Here is a 16883-nt window from a genome sequence, read left to right on the forward strand (position 1 = left end):
CACGGCGGCGGGTTTGAAGTCATGGCGGATTTCGGGGCGGTTTCGGGCGGATGTTTCGGCGTGTTTTAAGGGCCCGTAAACACGTTTCGCCGCGGGTGTTTAAAGACACTCGAAGTTACGCGCAATTGCCCACAAATCCTTGCGCCAGAGCCTACGGCTACGCCAGAATCCGCCGGCTTGTGCGCCTTGGGGTCGGCCGGTAACTTGGATCGGGTCACTGATTCGCAGTGATCGGGTTTAGCAGCCCGGCAGATATTCCCCGGTTGTACGAGTCTCATCAGTCAGGCGGTCGCCTGCACTTGATGGTGGCTGTGTGCTTGGCACCTTCGGGTGCGCCGGGTTTTGGGGATGTCTACCGGTCTGCTAACTCGCACACAGCCGCCACCCCCTTCGTTTAGCAGCGAAATGGATGCGGCCTTATAGAAGGATGACATCCCATGTTCAAAATAACGCCAAATCCCCCGGTCACGGAACCGGCCAGCATCACCGACCCAACGTCCCCCTACGAATGCCCTGACTCCAAGAGATTCAACGAAGCCGCCAACCGCGCCCTCGACTACCACCTCGGCCCGATCTCAGCCCACATGATGGCCGCGCCCTACTACCCCAACCGCCTCTACCAGGCCAACCCGGCCAGCAACAACGAATCCCTGCTCGCCGACGCCGTCGAAACCCTCGGCTCGGCCAACGTCATGCTCAACAACTTCGTCGACCTCCTCGAAGGCCCCCACCGCAAGACCGCGCAAGGCATCGCGCAGATCGTGATGCTGGCGGAACTGGCGGTGAATCAGGTGCTGGATAACGTTGTGCCGACGGAATAACCCATTGGCAGAATTTCCGCCAGTTACCAACTAACATCAAAAGGGGACGATTAAATAAATCCGCCCCCTTTTGCTCTCTTAATTAGTCCTCTCCACCAAGAAGTAATTTATGACCTCCCATACGAGCCTCAGGAATTAAGCTTTCATAATCTATCCAAAAAACACCATCTTCGCCGGCAATAAGAGGATAAGATCTAAACTGATCGTAACTTTCAACAACCAACAAAACCTCACTCTTTTCAATATTATAAATTGCACTCTTAAAGTCAACCCCCTCAAGCAAGCTATCAATCTCAATAGTAGTTCGCGCCACATCCGATAGCTTACTTTTTGGGATTCCCCTGATCATCACCCTACACATATCATCCTCCTTGCAATCAAAGGGGACAGATTTATTTTCCAACCCCACTTACCAAAAGTATCAACGTAACCATCCGCGGCCGCACCTGACAGAAATGACAGTTTTTAATACTTATTCAGAACAACCAAAATTCTGAACAGCCATAAGAAAGATCGGACGCAGATTCCTTTAATTCATCCCATCAGCCTAGGCAGATACATTCTCTGACACATCCTGCCTGTCTATACGTCGCCACCTTCTAAGCTTCATCCATCAAAACAAGGACGTAGGAAGACTCATGCCCAGAACGGGACGCATCGTGCTACCGCACTATCCGCACCATATCGTGCAGCGCGGCCACAACAGACAGGTCGTTTTCGCAGGGCCAGCAGATTTTGAGCGCTATCTCTCTGACCTGCGCGAGCTCAAGGAAGCATTAGGTATAAAAGTTTATGCCTACTGCTTGATGACAAACCATGTCCACTTGCTGCTCGCCCCAGGGGAATCAACGTCCAGCCTTGGACAACTCATGAAAGCCCTCGCCGGGCGGATGACGCGGTATCGCAACAAGGTTGAGGGGAGAACCGGCACGCTGTGGGAAAGTCGCTACAAATCCAGCGTCGTTCAATCCGACAATTATCTATTGGCTTGCAGCCGCTACATCGAGTTAAACCCAGTGCGAGCCCGCATGGTGGCGCGAGCAGAAGATTATCGTTGGTCAAGTTTTGCTCTGCGCCTGTGCGATTTTTCTGAATCCACATGGCTGGACAAAGATCCCTGCTTTCTGGAGCTAGGGCCTACGGATGCCAAACGGCGTGAACGCTATAAGTCGTTTGTTGAGATGGCGTCACCCACCAATGAATTGCAACTCATAAGAGATGCACTTCAGCGGGGCCAACTGACTGGAAACATGAGATTCGTCGACGAAATTGAAAAAATTACCGGGAGACGCATTCAATTCAGAGACCGAGGGCGGCCTGAGAAAAGTGCTTAACATCAAAAGGGGACGATTAAATAAATCTGTCCCCTTTTGATTGGTCCCCTTTTGTTTGAAATAAATCCGCCCCCCCTTTGATTGCTTTTGATTTATCAACTTAAATCAACTTCAATTAAAATAACCAACCAAGCTCCGCCTCCGAATACCCTTCAATACCCTTTTCTTGATTAGCTTTAATAGTTTCCCTTATTCTTTCATAACTCACTGTATTTCCAGAGAGCGACGACAACTCCACCACACTTACATGCAGCGTCGGAAATCGTTTCCCACGCAAAAAATTTATTCGGAGTTCATTATCCATCATATTTGCACTAACCAACTCCACCCTGCACGCTATCTCGACCTGCTTAATCAACTGAGAAAACGTGCACTTACAATCCTGCACGCCCGTAACTTTCCCTTCAAAAGCATCCATAACCAAGCTCCATAAACAAGAAAAAAACTCAAAAGGGGACAGATTTATTTTCCGACCCTCCACCAGAAAAATATCCACATAAAAACCTAAAACCACACCTGATAGAAATGACAGTTTTTAATACTTATTCAGAACAACCAAAATTCTGAACAACCATAAGAGGCAACGGACACAGACTTAATTAATACCCCCTCAGCCACGGGGCCAACTGACTGGAAACATGAGATTCGTCGACGAAATTGAAAAAATTACCGGGAGACGCATTCCACTCAGAGACTGAGGAAGACCAGAGAAAAGTGCTTAACGTAAAAGGGGACGATTAAATAAATCTGTCCCCTTTTGGAAGAAATTTCAGGGAACAAAAGGCATCATTCGCTTGTGATAAGCCTTTTTGTAGGCCCTGTAGATGGTGTCGAACGCTTTTTGACGCACAGGCTCACCACGCAGGAAACGATCGATCTCGTCATAGCTCATACCGAAAAAGGCTTCGTCGTGTCTGCCCGGTGCCAGGTCTTCCAGATCTGCTGTCGGCGGTTTGTTTACCAGTGATGCCGGTGCGCCGAAACTTTGCGCAATCGCCCGCACCTGGCTTTTCAGCAAACCACTTAGCGGTGCCAGGTCACAGGCGCCGTCGCCAAACTTCGTGAAAAAGCCCATGACGGCCTCCGCCGCGTGGCCGGTGCCAATCACCAGACCTTGAAACGCACCCGCGAAGATGTACTGGGCGACCATGCGCATCCGCGCCTTGCTGTTGCCCACCACAAAATCTCTCAAAACTGGATGCTGGCTTTCGAGCGCCGCGACCTCAGCCGTCAGAGCCTTCACCGCCGGGCCGATATTGACGGTGTGGCGCTCGTCCGGATTGATGCATTTCATCGAGGCCTGGGCATCGTGTTCATCTTTCTGGCTACAAAAAGGCAAACGCAAGGCAACTAATCTGTAACGCCCGTCGCCCGTACTCTCGCGTAGCTCACGAACTGCCCGTTGCGCCATCAGGCCGGCGGCGAGTGAATCAACACCGCCACTGACGCCCAGCACAAGTGTCTTCATGCCGGAATTGATCAAACATTCTTTGATGAATGCGATGCGTCTAACAATCTCCGTTTCAAGCGCCTGATGATCCGCGAATGGCGGCTGAACGTTGAGCTGTTCAGCAATTTCCCGCTGTATGGAATGCATGAGCCCACTCCTCGGAAGGCCAGAAACAACTGATTAATGCCAAAAGGGGACGATTAAATAAATCTGCCGCTTTTGATTCATTAAATAAATCCATCCCCTTTTAATCATCTACTATAAATCTGTCCGGTAGTAGTAATATAGTATCTTCTAACACGATGCCCTTTCCTGGGTAACGCGCCTGACTTTTGTAAGGCACCCCTTCTAATGCGATATCTGACTTGACCAGGCCGTTCGGGTATGTAACCTGCGCATCGATCCGGACCGCATCAAGCAACCCAATAAAGTCTATTACTCCGTCGGTGCGTCTATATCTCATCTCATGGCGTCCGGCGTCTATGCTGACAGGATAGTAATCCTCGTGGAGGCCGCCCCGAAACAAAATAGACAATTTGACGGTCGGTTGAGGCGTTAGATGTACAAGTTCATCGTAAAACCTTAGAGCTTCTTCTGGGATCATGACAATCGTCCTTGCTATGTGTTGAAACCATTTCAAACAAAGGGAACAGATTTATTCTATCTCCCTTTACCAGGCAAAGTATCAACACAAACATCCACTATTACACCTGATAGAAATAACAGTTTTTAATACTTATTCAGAACAACCAAAATTCTGAATAACCATAAGAAACTACGGCCGCAAACTCATTTAACTCATTCCCTCCCCGACCCAGCCAAACCCTCTCCGTCACTGCCCCCGTCCACCGCCACCACTGGATATCCCCCCAATCCCAATTATGCTCAATGAAACCCCGCCCTCCCCCGCGGGGCGGTGATTCTGTGCACGCTCCACGAAACACCTGATACGGCATCCGCCACAGGCCTCGGGTACGCGACGTTGATGAAGTGCTCCGGCCTACAAAAACAAGCACGACGGAGAACACCCATGGCAGTACTCGACAGCATGTCCACCGGCAGCGCGCCGCCCACCAACCACAGCATCAGCCGCGAGGAGCGCAAGGTGATTTTTGCGTCGTCCCTCGGCACAGTGTTCGAGTGGTATGACTTCTACCTTTACGGCTCACTCGCCGCGATCATCGCCAAGCACTTCTTTGCCGGGGTGAACGAGACCACGGCGTTCATCTTCGCCCTGCTCGCCTTCGCCGCAGGCTTCGCGGTGCGGCCGTTCGGGGCGATTGTGTTCGGGCGGCTGGGTGACATGATCGGGCGCAAGCACACGTTTCTGATCACGATTGTGATCATGGGTGTGTCGACGGCGATTGTCGGGTTCCTGCCCGGTTACGCGACCATCGGGGTCGCGGCGCCGATCATTCTGATTACCCTGCGACTGCTGCAAGGTCTGGCGCTGGGCGGTGAGTACGGCGGCGCGGCGACGTATGTGGCCGAGCATGCGCCGAAGGGCAAACGCGGGTTCTTCACCTCGTGGATTCAGACCACCGCGACGCTGGGGCTGTTTCTGTCGCTGCTGGTGATTCTGGCCTGCCGCACGGCACTGGGCACCGAGGCGTTCGAGGCCTGGGGCTGGCGGATTCCGTTCCTGCTGTCGATCCTGCTGCTGATCGTGTCGGTGTACATCCGCCTGCAACTGAGCGAGTCGCCGGTGTTCATGAAGATGAAAGCCGAAGGCAAGGCGTCGAAGGCACCGCTGACCGAATCCTTCGCCCGTTGGGATAACCTGAAAATCGTGATCATGGCCCTGCTCGGCGGCACCGCCGGCCAAGCGGTGGTCTGGTACACCGGGCAGTTCTACGCGCTGTTTTTCCTGCTGCAAACCCTGAAGATCGACCCGCAGACCGCCAACCTGCTGATTGCCGGTTCGCTGCTGATCGGTACGCCGTTCTTCGTGATTTTCGGCAGCCTGTCCGACCGCATCGGGCGCAAGGGCATCATCATGGCCGGGTGCATTCTGGCGGCGGTGACCTACTTCCCGATCTTCCATGCCCTGACCCAGTACGGTAACCCCGACGTGTTCGTCGCCCAGGAGAAAAACCCGGTCAAGGTGATCGCCAACCCCGACCAGTGCTCGTTCCAGTTCGATCCGGTGGGCAAGGCCAAATTCACCAGCTCCTGCGACCTGGCGAAAACCATCCTGGCCAAACGGGCGATCCCGTACGAAAACGTGGTGGCAGAACCGGGCACCGTGGCCCAGGTGCGTATCGGCGACAAGGTCATCGAAAGTTTCGAAGGCACGACCCTGCCGGCCGCCGACTTCAAGACCCGCAACGACGCCTTCACCGCCAGCCTCACGACCGCGCTGAAAGAAGCCGGCTACCCGGAAAAAGCCGACCCGGCCAAGACCAATTACCCGATGGTCTTGCTGCTGCTGACCATCCTCGTGATCTACGTGACCATGGTCTACGGCCCGATCGCTGCGTGGCTGGTCGAGCTGTTCCCGGCGCGCATCCGCTACACCTCGATGTCGCTGCCGTACCACATCGGCAACGGCTGGTTCGGCGGGTTCCTGCCGACCGTGGCGTTCGCGATGGTCGCGGCCACCGGGGATATCTACTACGGCTTGTGGTACCCGATCGTGATTGCGGTGATGACGGCGATTCTCGGGATCTTCTTCATGCCTGAAACCAAGGATCGCGACATCCATCACACCTGAGGATTGAGCGCCGTCCGCTTCTGCAAAGAAGGGGCGGCGCCAGCCTCACCGCGTTTCCCAGCGTTGCACCGCAGGCGGGATGGTTGGAGCAACCGTCACCGGCGCGTCGATTTCCTCCAGGCTCAAGTGCGCGGTTTCCTTGAGGAAGAATGAGCAGACCGCCACGATCCCCAGCGCCACCGCCCCGTAAACGGCAACGCCAAACGCATCGTGGTTGTTGGCGATCAGGATGGCCGTGGCCGCACTCGACGCCGTCCCGCCACCCAGCGCAGCACCGATCTGGTACGCCGCCGACATCCCTGAATAACGCATGTCCCTTGGAAACTGCTCGGCGAGAAACGCCGGGATCGGCCCTTGCGTTGCGCCCATGAAGGCACCGATCACGATGTAAGCGAATGTGGACACCAGCAAACTTTTCAAACCCACCAACGGAAAGAAAACAAAGAATCCGACCGCCATGATGAACGCCCCGAGGATCATCACCTTGCGCCGACCGATCCGGTCGGAAAGCAAGGCAAACAACGGCGCGGTGATGACGATGGCGACGGACAGCGCGATGTCGAAAATCAGCGCATCGGTGCTGCCATAGCCCAGTTGTGTGGCGTAGGACAGAAAGAACGTGCTGCCGATATAGGCGATGGTCACGTAGCCAAACGCGATGCCCGTGCACAACAACATGGCCCGAGGTCGCGCACGCAATGCTTCAATCAACGGCATGCGTCCGTGGACGTTCGGCTCGCTGAGCGACTGCGGTGGTTTCTGTAACCGCGCATAGAGCCCGATCAGCACCAGCACGCCGCCCAGCCAGAACGGAATGCGCCAGGCAAAACCGGCGAGGTCATCGTTGGCCGCCACGCTGACCACGGCAAACACCGCCGAGCCGAGAACCCCGCCGATGCCGATGCCCATGCTGGTGAAACTGCCCCACAGCCCTCGACGCCCCACGGGCGCGGATTCGATGCCGAACAACGCGGCCCCGCCCCACTCGCCCCCGGCGGCAAAACCCTGCACCAGTCGCAACAGCACCAGCAACGCTGGCGCACCCGCGCCGAGGGTGGCGTAACCCGGCAAGCAGCCGATCAGAAAGGTGCTGAGCCCCATCAACAACAAGGTGATGACCAGCATTTTCTGGCGCCCGAGTTTGTCGCCGTAATGCCCGAACACCACACCGCCCAACGGCCGGGCAAAGAACCCCGCGCCGAACGCACCGAAGGCTACGAGGGTGGCGGTGAGCGGGTCCATCTGCGGGAAAAACACCTTCGGGAACACCAGCGCGGCGGCGATCCCGTAAATCACGAAGTCATAAAACTCCAGGGCGGTGCCCATGCCGGAGACGAAGAAGGTTCTCAGTGCCGACGGTGAACCCGCCGTGCGTGCAGGGTGACTGGCCATGTGGGGTGCTCCTCTTGTTGTTGTTTTTCGGGGCGTTGCTTCAGGGTTTCAGAAACGCTGGTAACCGTTGCGAGCCAGCTGTTTCGGGTTGCCGGCGGCGTATTCGAGCACGCACTGCTCGGTGTCGATGCCGATGGTCAGCAAGGTTTCCCAGCGCTCGGTGGCCGGCATGCTCAGGTCGGGGTGGAAGCAGATCGGTGCCTCTTCGCCGGCGGCGCCGCACATGGCATCGGCTCGGCGTATCAGGTCGCCCTCGGTCATGCCGCTCAGCAAAGCGTTCACATGGTCGATGCGGGCGTAGGTGGTCGAGGCGTCCGGCGTGCGTTCGCCAGCGCTCAGGTTCGGGTCGAGGAAATGGTTGGTGTGGGTGATCCAGCCTTCGGCGTTCGGCAGCACCACGGCGGTGGCGGCAGGCGACATTTCGATGCTGCAGGCGCGGATTTTCGAGTCCTCGCGAGAGGACACGGTCAGCACCGTAGACGCACTGACCCGCGCCGAACGCGCCAACTCGATGGCCTCTTCGACATTGCGCGCCTGCTCCAGAATCCGCCGCGCAATCGCATGCACCGGCACGCCGGCGGCGCCGTTGTCGCTGGCATGGTGAAGAATGTTGAAGTGCAGCCCGAGGCCGGCGCTGTTCACGCCGATCTTGCCGAGCATGCCGAACTCGGTGAACAGCTTGACGGTCATCCCGGCGTCGGTGGTCAGTTGCAGGATCAGACCGTTGGGCACCAGCGTGTCGTGCCAGTCCCAGGTCTGGATGGTTTTTGGTGCCTGCGGGCCATGAGGCGCGAAGATGGCGGTCGAGCATTCGCCTTCGGTGGACGGCATTACCGCGAGGATTTCGGTGCGGGCATTCAGGGCTGCGAGTTGCCACAGCGGCAGATCCGCGCCTTCGGCCGTGGCGACGATCTCCTCGGCCAGCGCCGGGCTCCAGTCTTCCAGCGCTTGCAGGCTGGCTTCGCCGATGGCGCGCACTTGCTGCGGCGGGATGTCGAGCTGGTTGAAGAAGTCCAGGTACAGCGCAACGGTCTGGCGAATCTGCGCGCTGAAGGCGTCACCGATCTGATGCCCACGGGTTTGCGGGTTACGGGTGTCGGTGACGAAGCAATGAAGGTTCACGAAAGGTTTTCCTTTTTTTGGCGTTGTAATCGGAGTGCGGCTTACGGCTGGCGGCGATAGATTTCGCGGCCGGCGAACCAGGTGCTGAGGACCTGGGTGTCGCGCAGGGCTTCGGGGGCGACCGTGAACACGTCGCGGTCGAGGACGATCAGGTCGGCCTGTTTGCCGGTTTTGAGCGAGCCGATCTGGTCTTCCAGTCGCAGGACCTTGGCCGCATTGAGGGTGTAGGCCTGAAACATGACCTGGCGATCGATGTCTTCAGCGGCGTTGAGCACGCCTTTCGGGCCCTTGCGGCTGACGGCCTGGTAAATGGCTTTCCACGGCTCGGGTGTGGTGATCGGCCAGTCGCTGGCGCCGGCGATGGTCGCGCCCTGCTTGAGCAGCGAGCGCGCCGGATAGGTGTACATGAACGCCATGGCGCTGACGTACGGTTTGACCAGATCCATGCTCGATTCATCGGCGCTGGCCCAGTACATCTGCATCGAGGCGATGACGTTCAGCGCCTTGAACCGGGCGAATTCTTTCGGGTTGACCATCTGCAGGTGGGTGATCGAATGGGCGATACCGCTCTGGCGATCCTTGCGCGCCTGCTCGATGCCGTTGAGTGATTCGCGGACCGCGCGGTCGCCGATGGCGTGGATGTGGACGAGCCAGCCACGGGCGTCGGCGGCGCTGACCAGCTCGCCAAAGTGCGCCGGGTCGATCAGCAGCTCACCGGATTTTTTCGAGTTCTTGTAAGGCTCAAGCATCGCTGCGCTCTGCGCGGGCGATTCGGCCACGCCGTCGGCGAACACCTTGATGCCCGGCAGCGTCAGGTTGTGCACGCCGAGGAACTGCTGGCGGACCTTGTCCAGTTCATCGAGATCAGCGGGTGTAGCCTTCGAATCGGCCATCAGCAATGCGGCGACGTGAGCGGTGAGTTCGCCGGTTTCCGAAAGCTTCTTGTACGTCGGCAGCACGCCGAGCGAGTCGTTTTTCACGTCGGCCCCGGGCAGTTCGTTCGCCAGCGGGTCCATCCACCCGGTAATTCCGAGGCTTTTGTAGTAATTCAGCGCGGCGCGCCCACCCGCCAGCAGCGCGTCATCGGTCGGCGGCGGCAACAGGGCCTGCACCGGATAGAGCCCGGCGTCCACCATAAAACCGTTTGGCTGTCCGTCCGGGTGATGACCGAGGGTGTCTTTTTCCTCAGGTTTGAGAGCCTGGATCCGCGCCGCATCGATACCGGCGCGTTTGAGCATCGCCTGATTGGCCCAACCGGTGTGCAGGTCCCAGCCCAACAGCAACAGCGGCTGATCGGCCCACTCGCCCTGATTGAAACGCTGCTCCAGTGCGTCAGTCTGGCTCCAGTAGGTCGAGGGCAATCCGCCGACGCTGAGGAACTCACCGCGCAGGGCCTTGCCGTCCTCGCGCCATTGACGCAAGCGCGACTCCAGTTCATCGAGCGGCAGCAGCTGCCCGTCGAGATTGGCCTGCAGCATCTGCAGGCCACCCTTGAGGGTGTGCGAGTGAGAGTCGATGAAACCGGGCATCACCACTTTGCCGCCCAGATCGATCAACCGGGTGTCGGCGGACTTCAGGCGCAGCACCTGCGCATCCGAACCGACCGCGACGACCTTGTCGCCCTCAATGGCGATGGCCTGCTGCAACGGCTGGCCGGGTTCGGCGGTGTAAACCTTCGCGTTGTGCAGGATCACATCGGTGGCCGCCAGACTTTCCAGCGAGGCACAGGCCAGTGCGGTCGACACCATCAGGGTCAGGAGCTGCTTCATGAGCGTTCTCGTTATTTTTGTTAGGCTGAGGCCAGATTAGCCAAGCCCGCCGGATAACTGAATGCCGTCTCACGCACAACTTCTGTGCCCGCCAGGAATAGATCAATGGACAAAATGAGCGCCCTGACCATGTTCGTCGCCACCGCCGAGCACGGTAACTTCAGCCGTGCCGCCGAGGTGCTCGGCAACACGCCGTCGGCCCTGACCAAGGCCGTGGCGCAACTGGAAGAAGAACTCGGCAGCCGCTTGTTCGACCGCACCACTCGACGCATGGCGCTGACCGAGGCCGGGCGGATCTATCTGGAAGGCGCGCGTCAGGCGCTGTTGCAACTGCAACTGGCCAGCGAAGGCGTCGAACAGCTCAAGCACGAATTGCGCGGCGAGTTGCGCATCATCGCCCCGCCCTCCTTTGCCCCGGCCTTTCTCAATCAGGTGTGCTGCCGCTTTCTGAACGAACACCCGCAGGTCAATCTGGAAGTGGATCTGAGCGACAACTACGACGACCCGGTCGATGGCAGCTACGACCTGGCGCTGCGTGACGGGCCGATCGACCTGCCGGGGGTGATCGCTCAACCGCTGGTGGAAAACCGTGTGCAGCTTTGCGCCAGCCCGGCCTATCTGGCGCGCAAGGGCAGCGATGTGTCACTGGACAACTATCACCAGCATGACTGGCTGATCTTCCGCCATCCGCTGCTCAACCGGCATTTCTGGTGGGTCAAACAAGGCGAGCGACGCCTGCGCATGACCCAGCCGACCCCGCGCATTGCCAGCGACAATTACGATTTCCTGCTGGCCTGCCTGCTGGACGGACAAGGCCTGCAATTTCTCCCGCAGTGGAGCGCCGCGCCGTATCTCGCCCGGGGCGAACTGGTGGAATTGATGCCCGAATACTGGCGTGAGCCCAGCGCCTTCGGCCCGTGGATCTACGTGCTGTATCAGGCCCATCGGCGCAATACGCGCAAGGTGAAGGTGTTTATCGATTTCCTGAAGGCTCACTGGCAAGCGACGTAATCCGTTTGTGTCATGTCGCTGTCATTCTCGGTTGCTAACGTCCTCGCGCCTCTTTGCCCCGATTGCCAAGGTGACCTTCCCGGTGTACTCAAGTCCGACGCGCCAGACCATCATCCTCCGATCCGCCGATATGTCCTGCGACGACTTCGGTGCGCTGTTCTCCCGCATGTTCGGCAACCGTTATGGCGACACCCCGCCGCCGCCCAAGGACATCATCATCGGCGGCGTTTATGGACGGTATGAAGGCGTGAGTTTCCGGCGCATGCATTACCGGGGCGATTTCACCGTGGCGTTCCCCGAGCCCTACGACGAAATCACCTTCGTGATTCCCACCGCCGGCCGGATCATCTTCAACGATTCCGCCGAATCCCTGGGCCTGCCGCACATCGGGCTGGCCATCGACAAGGCGGATCTGCGTTCGATGCGCTTCGTCGACAATCACGCCCAGCACGGCATGTCGATCAGCCGCGCGGCGCTCACTGAACGGTTGTCGTCACTGCTGGGCCGACCGATCGTGCACAAGCTGCATTTCGAGCCGAGGGTGGATCTGAACAGCCCGGCGTTTCAGGGCATTCGTGCGCTGATCGATCTGGCCACCGGCACCGAATTCGATCTGTTGCTGAACGCCGGTTCGCTGATGCCGTCACGCCTGCGGGAGATGCTGGTGGACGCGGTGCTGGAAGCCTGGCCGCACAACTTCAGCGAGGCCTTGCGCCGCCCCGAGGCGCAGATCGCACCGCGGCATGTGAAACAGGCCATCGAATACATTCAGGCGCATCCCGAGCAGATGGTCAGCGGGACGGATCTGGCGGGTTTGGTGAACGTCAGTCTGCGGGCCTTGCAGGAAGGCTTCCGGCGGTTCGTCGGCACCTCGATTGTCGCGTACCAGCGTCAGGTCAGGCTGGAGCGCGCCTGTGATGCATTGAAGCAAGGCCAATCGTCATCGGTGACCGACGTAGCCCTGCAATTCGGGTTCAGCAACGTCGGCCGGTTCTGCCAGTACTTTCAGGACGCCTACGGCGTGAGCCCCGCAGAAATGCGAAAAGGACTGCGCTGAGGCAGTCCTTTTTCTTCACCTTCAGGTTGGTCAGAACTGATAACTGGCCTTGAGCCCGCCGCTGAAACCGTGGCTGTCGCCGCCACCGCTGGCACCGACTTCGGCACCCAGGCTCAGGGCGCCGAGGTTGGCCATCAGGTTGACGCCGCCGTTGAACTGATCACGGTTATCGAACGCCGCGCGCTGTTCGATATCCAGCCCCAGCAGCTGCCCTTCGCTGTCGACCTGATGATCGCCCAGCACACGCTCATAACCGACCCGCACGCCCGGCACCAGTTGCCACGCGCCCATCGGCATCGGGGCGAACGAAACGTCGAGATTGGCCACCGCACTGCGGCGGGTTTCCTGAATGTCGTCAACGTCGAGAGCCAGTTCGCTGCCCTTCTCCTGGAAGCCCGATAGGTCCAGACGGCTGACGCGCACGCCGAGGCTCGGTTCCAGAATCACAGTGTTCAGCGGCATGCGATAACCGAGTGCCAACGTGGCACCACTGAGATTGCCGTGGGTGTCGCCCTTCGCCGAGCCGAGGCCACCACCGAGGTCGCGCTTGCTGTCGTAGTCGACGTAACCGGCGCTGATATTGGCATCGACAAACAGGCCACGTTCCAGGCTGGTGAAGCCATAACGGGCGCCAAGGTCGAGGAAGGTGAAATCGGTGTCGGCCTCGCCGCCTGCGCCGCCCACCGAACCTTTGCTGTAACCGATGCCGCCGCGAGCGCTGAGTTGTTCGGAGAAACGCTGGGTGACGCCAACCATCAGGCCCTGACTGTGTTCGTTGCTGCTTTGCGCATGGGCCGAGCCGTCGGTGCCGAGGTAACCGGCGAGTGCGGTGCTCCACAAGCGGTATTGACCGACCTTGAGGTCAGTGCCGCTGGCGAATGGCGCGGCGGCCTGTTCGATCATCGCATTCTGACGCAGCAGATAACTGGCCGCATCGGCGTGCACCTGACCGCCGACCGTGGACTCGACGCCACTAAGGGTGCCGGCGTCGATGGCCGATTGCAGGTAGTAGTTGTAGGCGCTGTAAGTGCCCGAGAGTTTGCTGTTCTGCAATTCCTGCAACAGTTGCGCACCGGCGGCGGCGTTGCCGATCAGCCCTGCCTGACCGGGCAAGCTGTTGTACTCGACCATTTTGCCGCGCAGTACATAAATGGTTTCCTGGGACAGACCCAACCCCTGTTTGAGGTAGTTGTCCATGCTGCCGTATTGCGCGGTCACCTGATCCAGCCCCGCTTGCAGGTAACTTGCCTCGACGCCCAGCAGCGGCGCGTAGATCGCGGCCATGCTCGGCGGCATCATCGCCAGGGTCTTGGCCACGCGGTCGGCGGTGTAGTCGTTGGTCGCCAGGTAGTTGCTCATGATCGTCGCGTTGTCGACCCCGGCGATGCTTTGCAGCACGGCGGCGGTCCAGCCGGTGCGGTCCTTGCCGGCGGTGCAATGGAACAGCGCGGCGCCGTCGACACCGGCCAGTTCGTTGAACAGCACACCCAGCTGCCCGCGCATGCCGACGTCGCTGACAAATGCGCGGTTGGTCTCCTGCATCATCGCAGTCGCATCGGCCGCGCTTTTGAACGAGACCGTGGTGATGTTTGCGCCCGACGTGGTGGCGCCGATGATGTCGATGTTCTGGTAGGTTGCCCCGCTGATCATCGTGTCCGGCGTGGCCGCGATTTCGCTGGGGGTGCGCAGGTCGTAAACGGCCTTGATCCCCAGACCGTTGAGGGTCGCCAGGTCCGACGCGGTCGGCGTCAGCGCGTTGGAGCGGTAGAACACACCGGCGCGCATGGTGCCGTCGTGCGCCGTGGAATAAGCGGTGGTGATACCGGCGACATCGCGAAAGTTGTCGATGCCCTTCAGGCGCGGGGTATCAAGGTCGGCCGCGTGGGCGGCAGCGATGGACAGACTCAACACGGACAGCGAACACAGAAGACGTGGAAACACGATGCAGCCTCATTGGAAACCGGTTGGGCTGCCCACTATCTACAATGAAATGTGACTGAATATGGCAAATCTTCGAAAACCGTAAATGGCGGCGCGATCTGTCCGGCGCGCGCGCGTTCTGTCCGGCGCGCGCGCGTTCTGTCCGTGGTTGCCGACTAAATCCGTTCCGTGCTTTGACGTTTTTTTTGCAAGCACCCACGTAAACTGCAGTCTTCGACCCTTCTGGAACCCGTCAATGAACGACGCAGATGATGAAATCCTGACGCAAGCGGCGCACTGGTGCCTGCGCCTGCAAGACGAAACCTGCACGCCCGACGAACGCCAGGCGTTCCAGCAATGGATTCAGATCGACCCGCGCCATGCTTTCGAATACGCAAAGATGCTTGAGGTCTGGGAATTGAGCGATCAACTGCCGGACGAGCGCGACAAGTCGAAAAAACGCAAAGCCACGACGCTGCCTTGCAGCTTCGAAGAGTTTCAACGCAACCTGGCGCAGCGCACCTAGTGCGCCGCGACACGCTGGGGTTGTTAGCTGCAACACCCCCTGGCCGGCCCCGCGCCTTTTGAGCGAACAATCGCATTGCTCGAGCTGCGTCCTTTATTCAGGGTTAGAATCCGCCCGGTTCGGCTAACAGTTTAAGGATGATCCCGGCATGTCCCACGACACCTCCCTGCAAGACACCGCCGCCCCCGAGGGCGTCTGCTTCGGCTGCGGCAGCAGCAATCCGCACGGTTTGCACATCAAGAGTTTCTGGCACGAGGACGGCGTGCACGTCATGGCCGAGCACGTGCCCGAAGCCAAATACTGCGGCTGGCCGGAGCTGGTCTACGGCGGTTTGATCGCGATGCTGGTGGACTGCCATTCCAACTGGACGGCGATGGCGTATCACTACCGCGCTGAAGGACGTGAAGCCGAAAGCCTGCCGCGCATCAACTGCGTCACCGGCAACCTCGGCATCAAGTTCATCAAACCGACGCCGATGGGCGTACCGCTGACATTGAAGGCGAAAGTCGAAGGAGAGGTCGGGCGCAAGAGCCGGGTGATCTGCGAGGTGTACGCCGGGGATGTGCTGACGGCAGTGGGTGATTCAGTGTTTGTGCGGGTGGATACCGAGCAGTTGGCGGCGGCCGCGCACGGTCGCTGAAATCCGTCACTGAAGGAAAACACGATGCCCGATCGCAAAATCATCATCCCCGAATCCATGAAACCCATCGTAGAACGCGCCGGTTACGCCCCGGCGGTTCTGGTCGGCGACACGCTTTACTGCGCCGGCCAGGTGGGCCGCACTGCTGATTTGAAAGTCATCGAAGACCCCGAGCAACAGTTCATCCGTGCCTGGGAGAACCTCGACGAAGTGCTGAAGGCCGGAGGTTGCACCTTCGACGATGTGGTGGAAATGACCACCTATCACGTCGACATGAGCCAACACATGCCGGTGTTTCGCGAAGTGAAAAACCGCGTATTCCCCAAAGGCTTCTGCGCCTGGACCTGCATCGGCGTCAGCGAACTGGCCCATCCGGGGTTGCTGGTGGAAATCAAATGCGTGGCGGTGCGCAGGCGCGCTATACCTGAGTAACGCCATTCCCCCTCATCGAGGTGTTGAACGATGGACTTGACCCTCTATTACCACCCGTTGTCGTCCTACTGCCACAAAGCGCTGATCGCCCTCTACGAACACGGCGTCGCCTTCGAGAAACGCCTGATCGACCTGTCCAGCGAAGCCGAACGGGCCGAGCTTCAGGCGTTGTGGCCGCTGGTCAAATTCCCGGTGCTGCGCGATCACGCCCGTCAGCGCACGGTGCCGGAATCGAGCGTGATCATCGAGTACCTGGATCATCAACCGGGGCAGCCGAAGCGACTGATTCCTGCAAACTGGGAGACCGCGCTGGACGTGCGCCTGTGGGACCGGTTTTTCGACCATTACGTGATGACGCCGATGCAGCAGATCGTCGCCGACCGCATCCAGTCCGCCAATGGCGACCTGAGCAGTCAGCGGGCGCTGCTGGCCACGGCGTACGGCATGCTCGAACAGCAACTGACGGACCGCGAATGGATTGCCAGCGCGGATTTCAGCCTGGCCGATTGCTCCGCCGCACCGGCCCTGTTCTACGCCAGCACGCTGGTGCCGTTTGCCGCCGAACAACCGCGCCTGAGCGCCTACTTCGAACGGCTGGTGCAGCGCCCGTCGTTCAGCCAAGTCATCGAAGAAGCCAAACCGTGGTTCGACTTCTATCCCTTTGCCGAGGCCCTGCCCCAACGTTTCCGCTGAGGC

17 protein-coding genes are annotated in these 16883 nt (G+C 59.1%); 9 read left to right on the forward strand and 8 right to left on the reverse strand.

Annotated elements, in window-relative coordinates:
* Positions 1-437 precede the first annotated feature (437 nt).
* Positions 438-821, forward strand: coding sequence for a DUF6124 family protein (locus AC1RT4_RS23570; protein WP_273896834.1), 384 nt, complete (start codon positions 438-440; stop codon positions 819-821).
* Positions 822-903: 82 nt separating this feature from the next.
* Here AC1RT4_RS23570 and AC1RT4_RS23575 read toward each other — a convergent pair whose 3' ends face one another.
* On the reverse strand, positions 904-1182 hold the full coding sequence (locus AC1RT4_RS23575) for a hypothetical protein (RefSeq protein ID WP_493088233.1): 279 nt from the start codon (positions 1180-1182) through the stop codon (positions 904-906).
* 277 nt (positions 1183-1459) lie between these two features.
* Here AC1RT4_RS23575 and AC1RT4_RS23580 point away from each other — a divergent pair, with 277 nt between their 5' ends.
* Positions 1460-2155 carry a transposase gene (locus AC1RT4_RS23580; protein WP_493088235.1) on the forward strand — a complete coding sequence of 232 codons (696 nt, stop codon included), beginning with the start codon at positions 1460-1462 and terminating at the stop codon, positions 2153-2155.
* Between the two features lie 115 nt (positions 2156-2270).
* Here the strand turns inward: AC1RT4_RS23580 and AC1RT4_RS23585 are convergent, their stop codons facing one another.
* The 3 genes from AC1RT4_RS23585 to AC1RT4_RS23595 form a co-directional block, all read right to left on the reverse strand.
* Positions 2271-2573, reverse strand: coding sequence for a hypothetical protein (locus AC1RT4_RS23585; RefSeq protein ID WP_493088237.1), 303 nt, complete (start codon positions 2571-2573; stop codon positions 2271-2273).
* A 351-nt stretch (positions 2574-2924) separates the two neighbouring features.
* A complete protein-coding gene (nadE, locus tag AC1RT4_RS23590; protein WP_493088239.1) occupies positions 2925-3752 on the reverse strand; it encodes an NAD(+) synthase in 828 nt (275 codons plus the stop codon).
* A 100-nt stretch (positions 3753-3852) separates the two neighbouring features.
* A complete protein-coding gene (locus tag AC1RT4_RS23595) occupies positions 3853-4209 on the reverse strand; it encodes a hypothetical protein (RefSeq protein WP_493088241.1) in 357 nt (118 codons plus the stop codon).
* A gap of 426 nt (positions 4210-4635) precedes the next feature.
* Between AC1RT4_RS23595 and AC1RT4_RS23600 the strand changes: the two genes are divergently transcribed.
* Positions 4636-6318: an MFS transporter gene (locus AC1RT4_RS23600; RefSeq protein ID WP_493088243.1), complete on the forward strand. Its 1683-nt coding sequence runs from the start codon at positions 4636-4638 to the stop codon at positions 6316-6318.
* A 45-nt stretch (positions 6319-6363) separates the two neighbouring features.
* Here AC1RT4_RS23600 and AC1RT4_RS23605 read toward each other — a convergent pair whose 3' ends face one another.
* The 3 genes from AC1RT4_RS23605 to AC1RT4_RS23615 are packed head-to-tail and all read right to left on the reverse strand — an operon-like array spanning position 6364 to position 10601.
* Entirely contained in the window at positions 6364-7710 is a 1347-nt protein-coding gene (locus AC1RT4_RS23605) for an MFS transporter (RefSeq protein WP_493088245.1), read from the reverse strand.
* A 48-nt stretch (positions 7711-7758) separates the two neighbouring features.
* On the reverse strand, positions 7759-8832 hold the full coding sequence (locus AC1RT4_RS23610) for a C45 family autoproteolytic acyltransferase/hydrolase (protein WP_493088246.1): 1074 nt from the start codon (positions 8830-8832) through the stop codon (positions 7759-7761).
* 41 nt (positions 8833-8873) lie between these two features.
* A complete protein-coding gene (locus tag AC1RT4_RS23615; protein ID WP_493088247.1) occupies positions 8874-10601 on the reverse strand; it encodes an amidohydrolase in 1728 nt (575 codons plus the stop codon).
* 105 nt (positions 10602-10706) lie between these two features.
* Between AC1RT4_RS23615 and AC1RT4_RS23620 the strand changes: the two genes are divergently transcribed.
* Positions 10707-11612, forward strand: a complete 906-nt coding sequence (locus AC1RT4_RS23620; RefSeq protein ID WP_179695322.1) for a LysR family transcriptional regulator — start codon at positions 10707-10709, stop codon at positions 11610-11612.
* A gap of 82 nt (positions 11613-11694) precedes the next feature.
* On the forward strand, positions 11695-12669 hold the full coding sequence (locus tag AC1RT4_RS23625; protein ID WP_493088248.1) for an AraC family transcriptional regulator: 975 nt from the start codon (positions 11695-11697) through the stop codon (positions 12667-12669).
* Positions 12670-12699: 30 nt separating this feature from the next.
* On the opposite strand, the gene AC1RT4_RS23630 is transcribed toward AC1RT4_RS23625, so the two are convergent.
* Complete coding sequence (locus AC1RT4_RS23630; protein WP_493088249.1) at positions 12700-14610, reverse strand: tyrosine-protein phosphatase; 1911 nt, start codon at positions 14608-14610, stop codon at positions 12700-12702.
* Between the two features lie 235 nt (positions 14611-14845).
* Here AC1RT4_RS23630 and AC1RT4_RS23635 point away from each other — a divergent pair, with 235 nt between their 5' ends.
* The 4 genes from AC1RT4_RS23635 to AC1RT4_RS23650 all read left to right on the forward strand — a co-directional run bounded on the left by AC1RT4_RS23635 (position 14846) and on the right by AC1RT4_RS23650 (position 16880).
* Positions 14846-15115, forward strand: a complete 270-nt coding sequence (locus AC1RT4_RS23635) for a FecR/PupR family sigma factor regulator (RefSeq protein ID WP_085604639.1) — start codon at positions 14846-14848, stop codon at positions 15113-15115.
* A gap of 148 nt (positions 15116-15263) precedes the next feature.
* Complete coding sequence (locus AC1RT4_RS23640; RefSeq protein WP_493088250.1) at positions 15264-15755, forward strand: PaaI family thioesterase; 492 nt, start codon at positions 15264-15266, stop codon at positions 15753-15755.
* Between the two features lie 24 nt (positions 15756-15779).
* Positions 15780-16187, forward strand: coding sequence for a RidA family protein (locus AC1RT4_RS23645; RefSeq protein WP_493088251.1), 408 nt, complete (start codon positions 15780-15782; stop codon positions 16185-16187).
* Positions 16188-16217: 30 nt separating this feature from the next.
* Entirely contained in the window at positions 16218-16880 is a 663-nt protein-coding gene (locus tag AC1RT4_RS23650; protein ID WP_493088252.1) for a glutathione S-transferase family protein, read from the forward strand.
* Positions 16881-16883 lie beyond the last annotated feature (3 nt).

The organism is Pseudomonas sp. GW821-FHT11D10, from assembly GCF_058808435.1.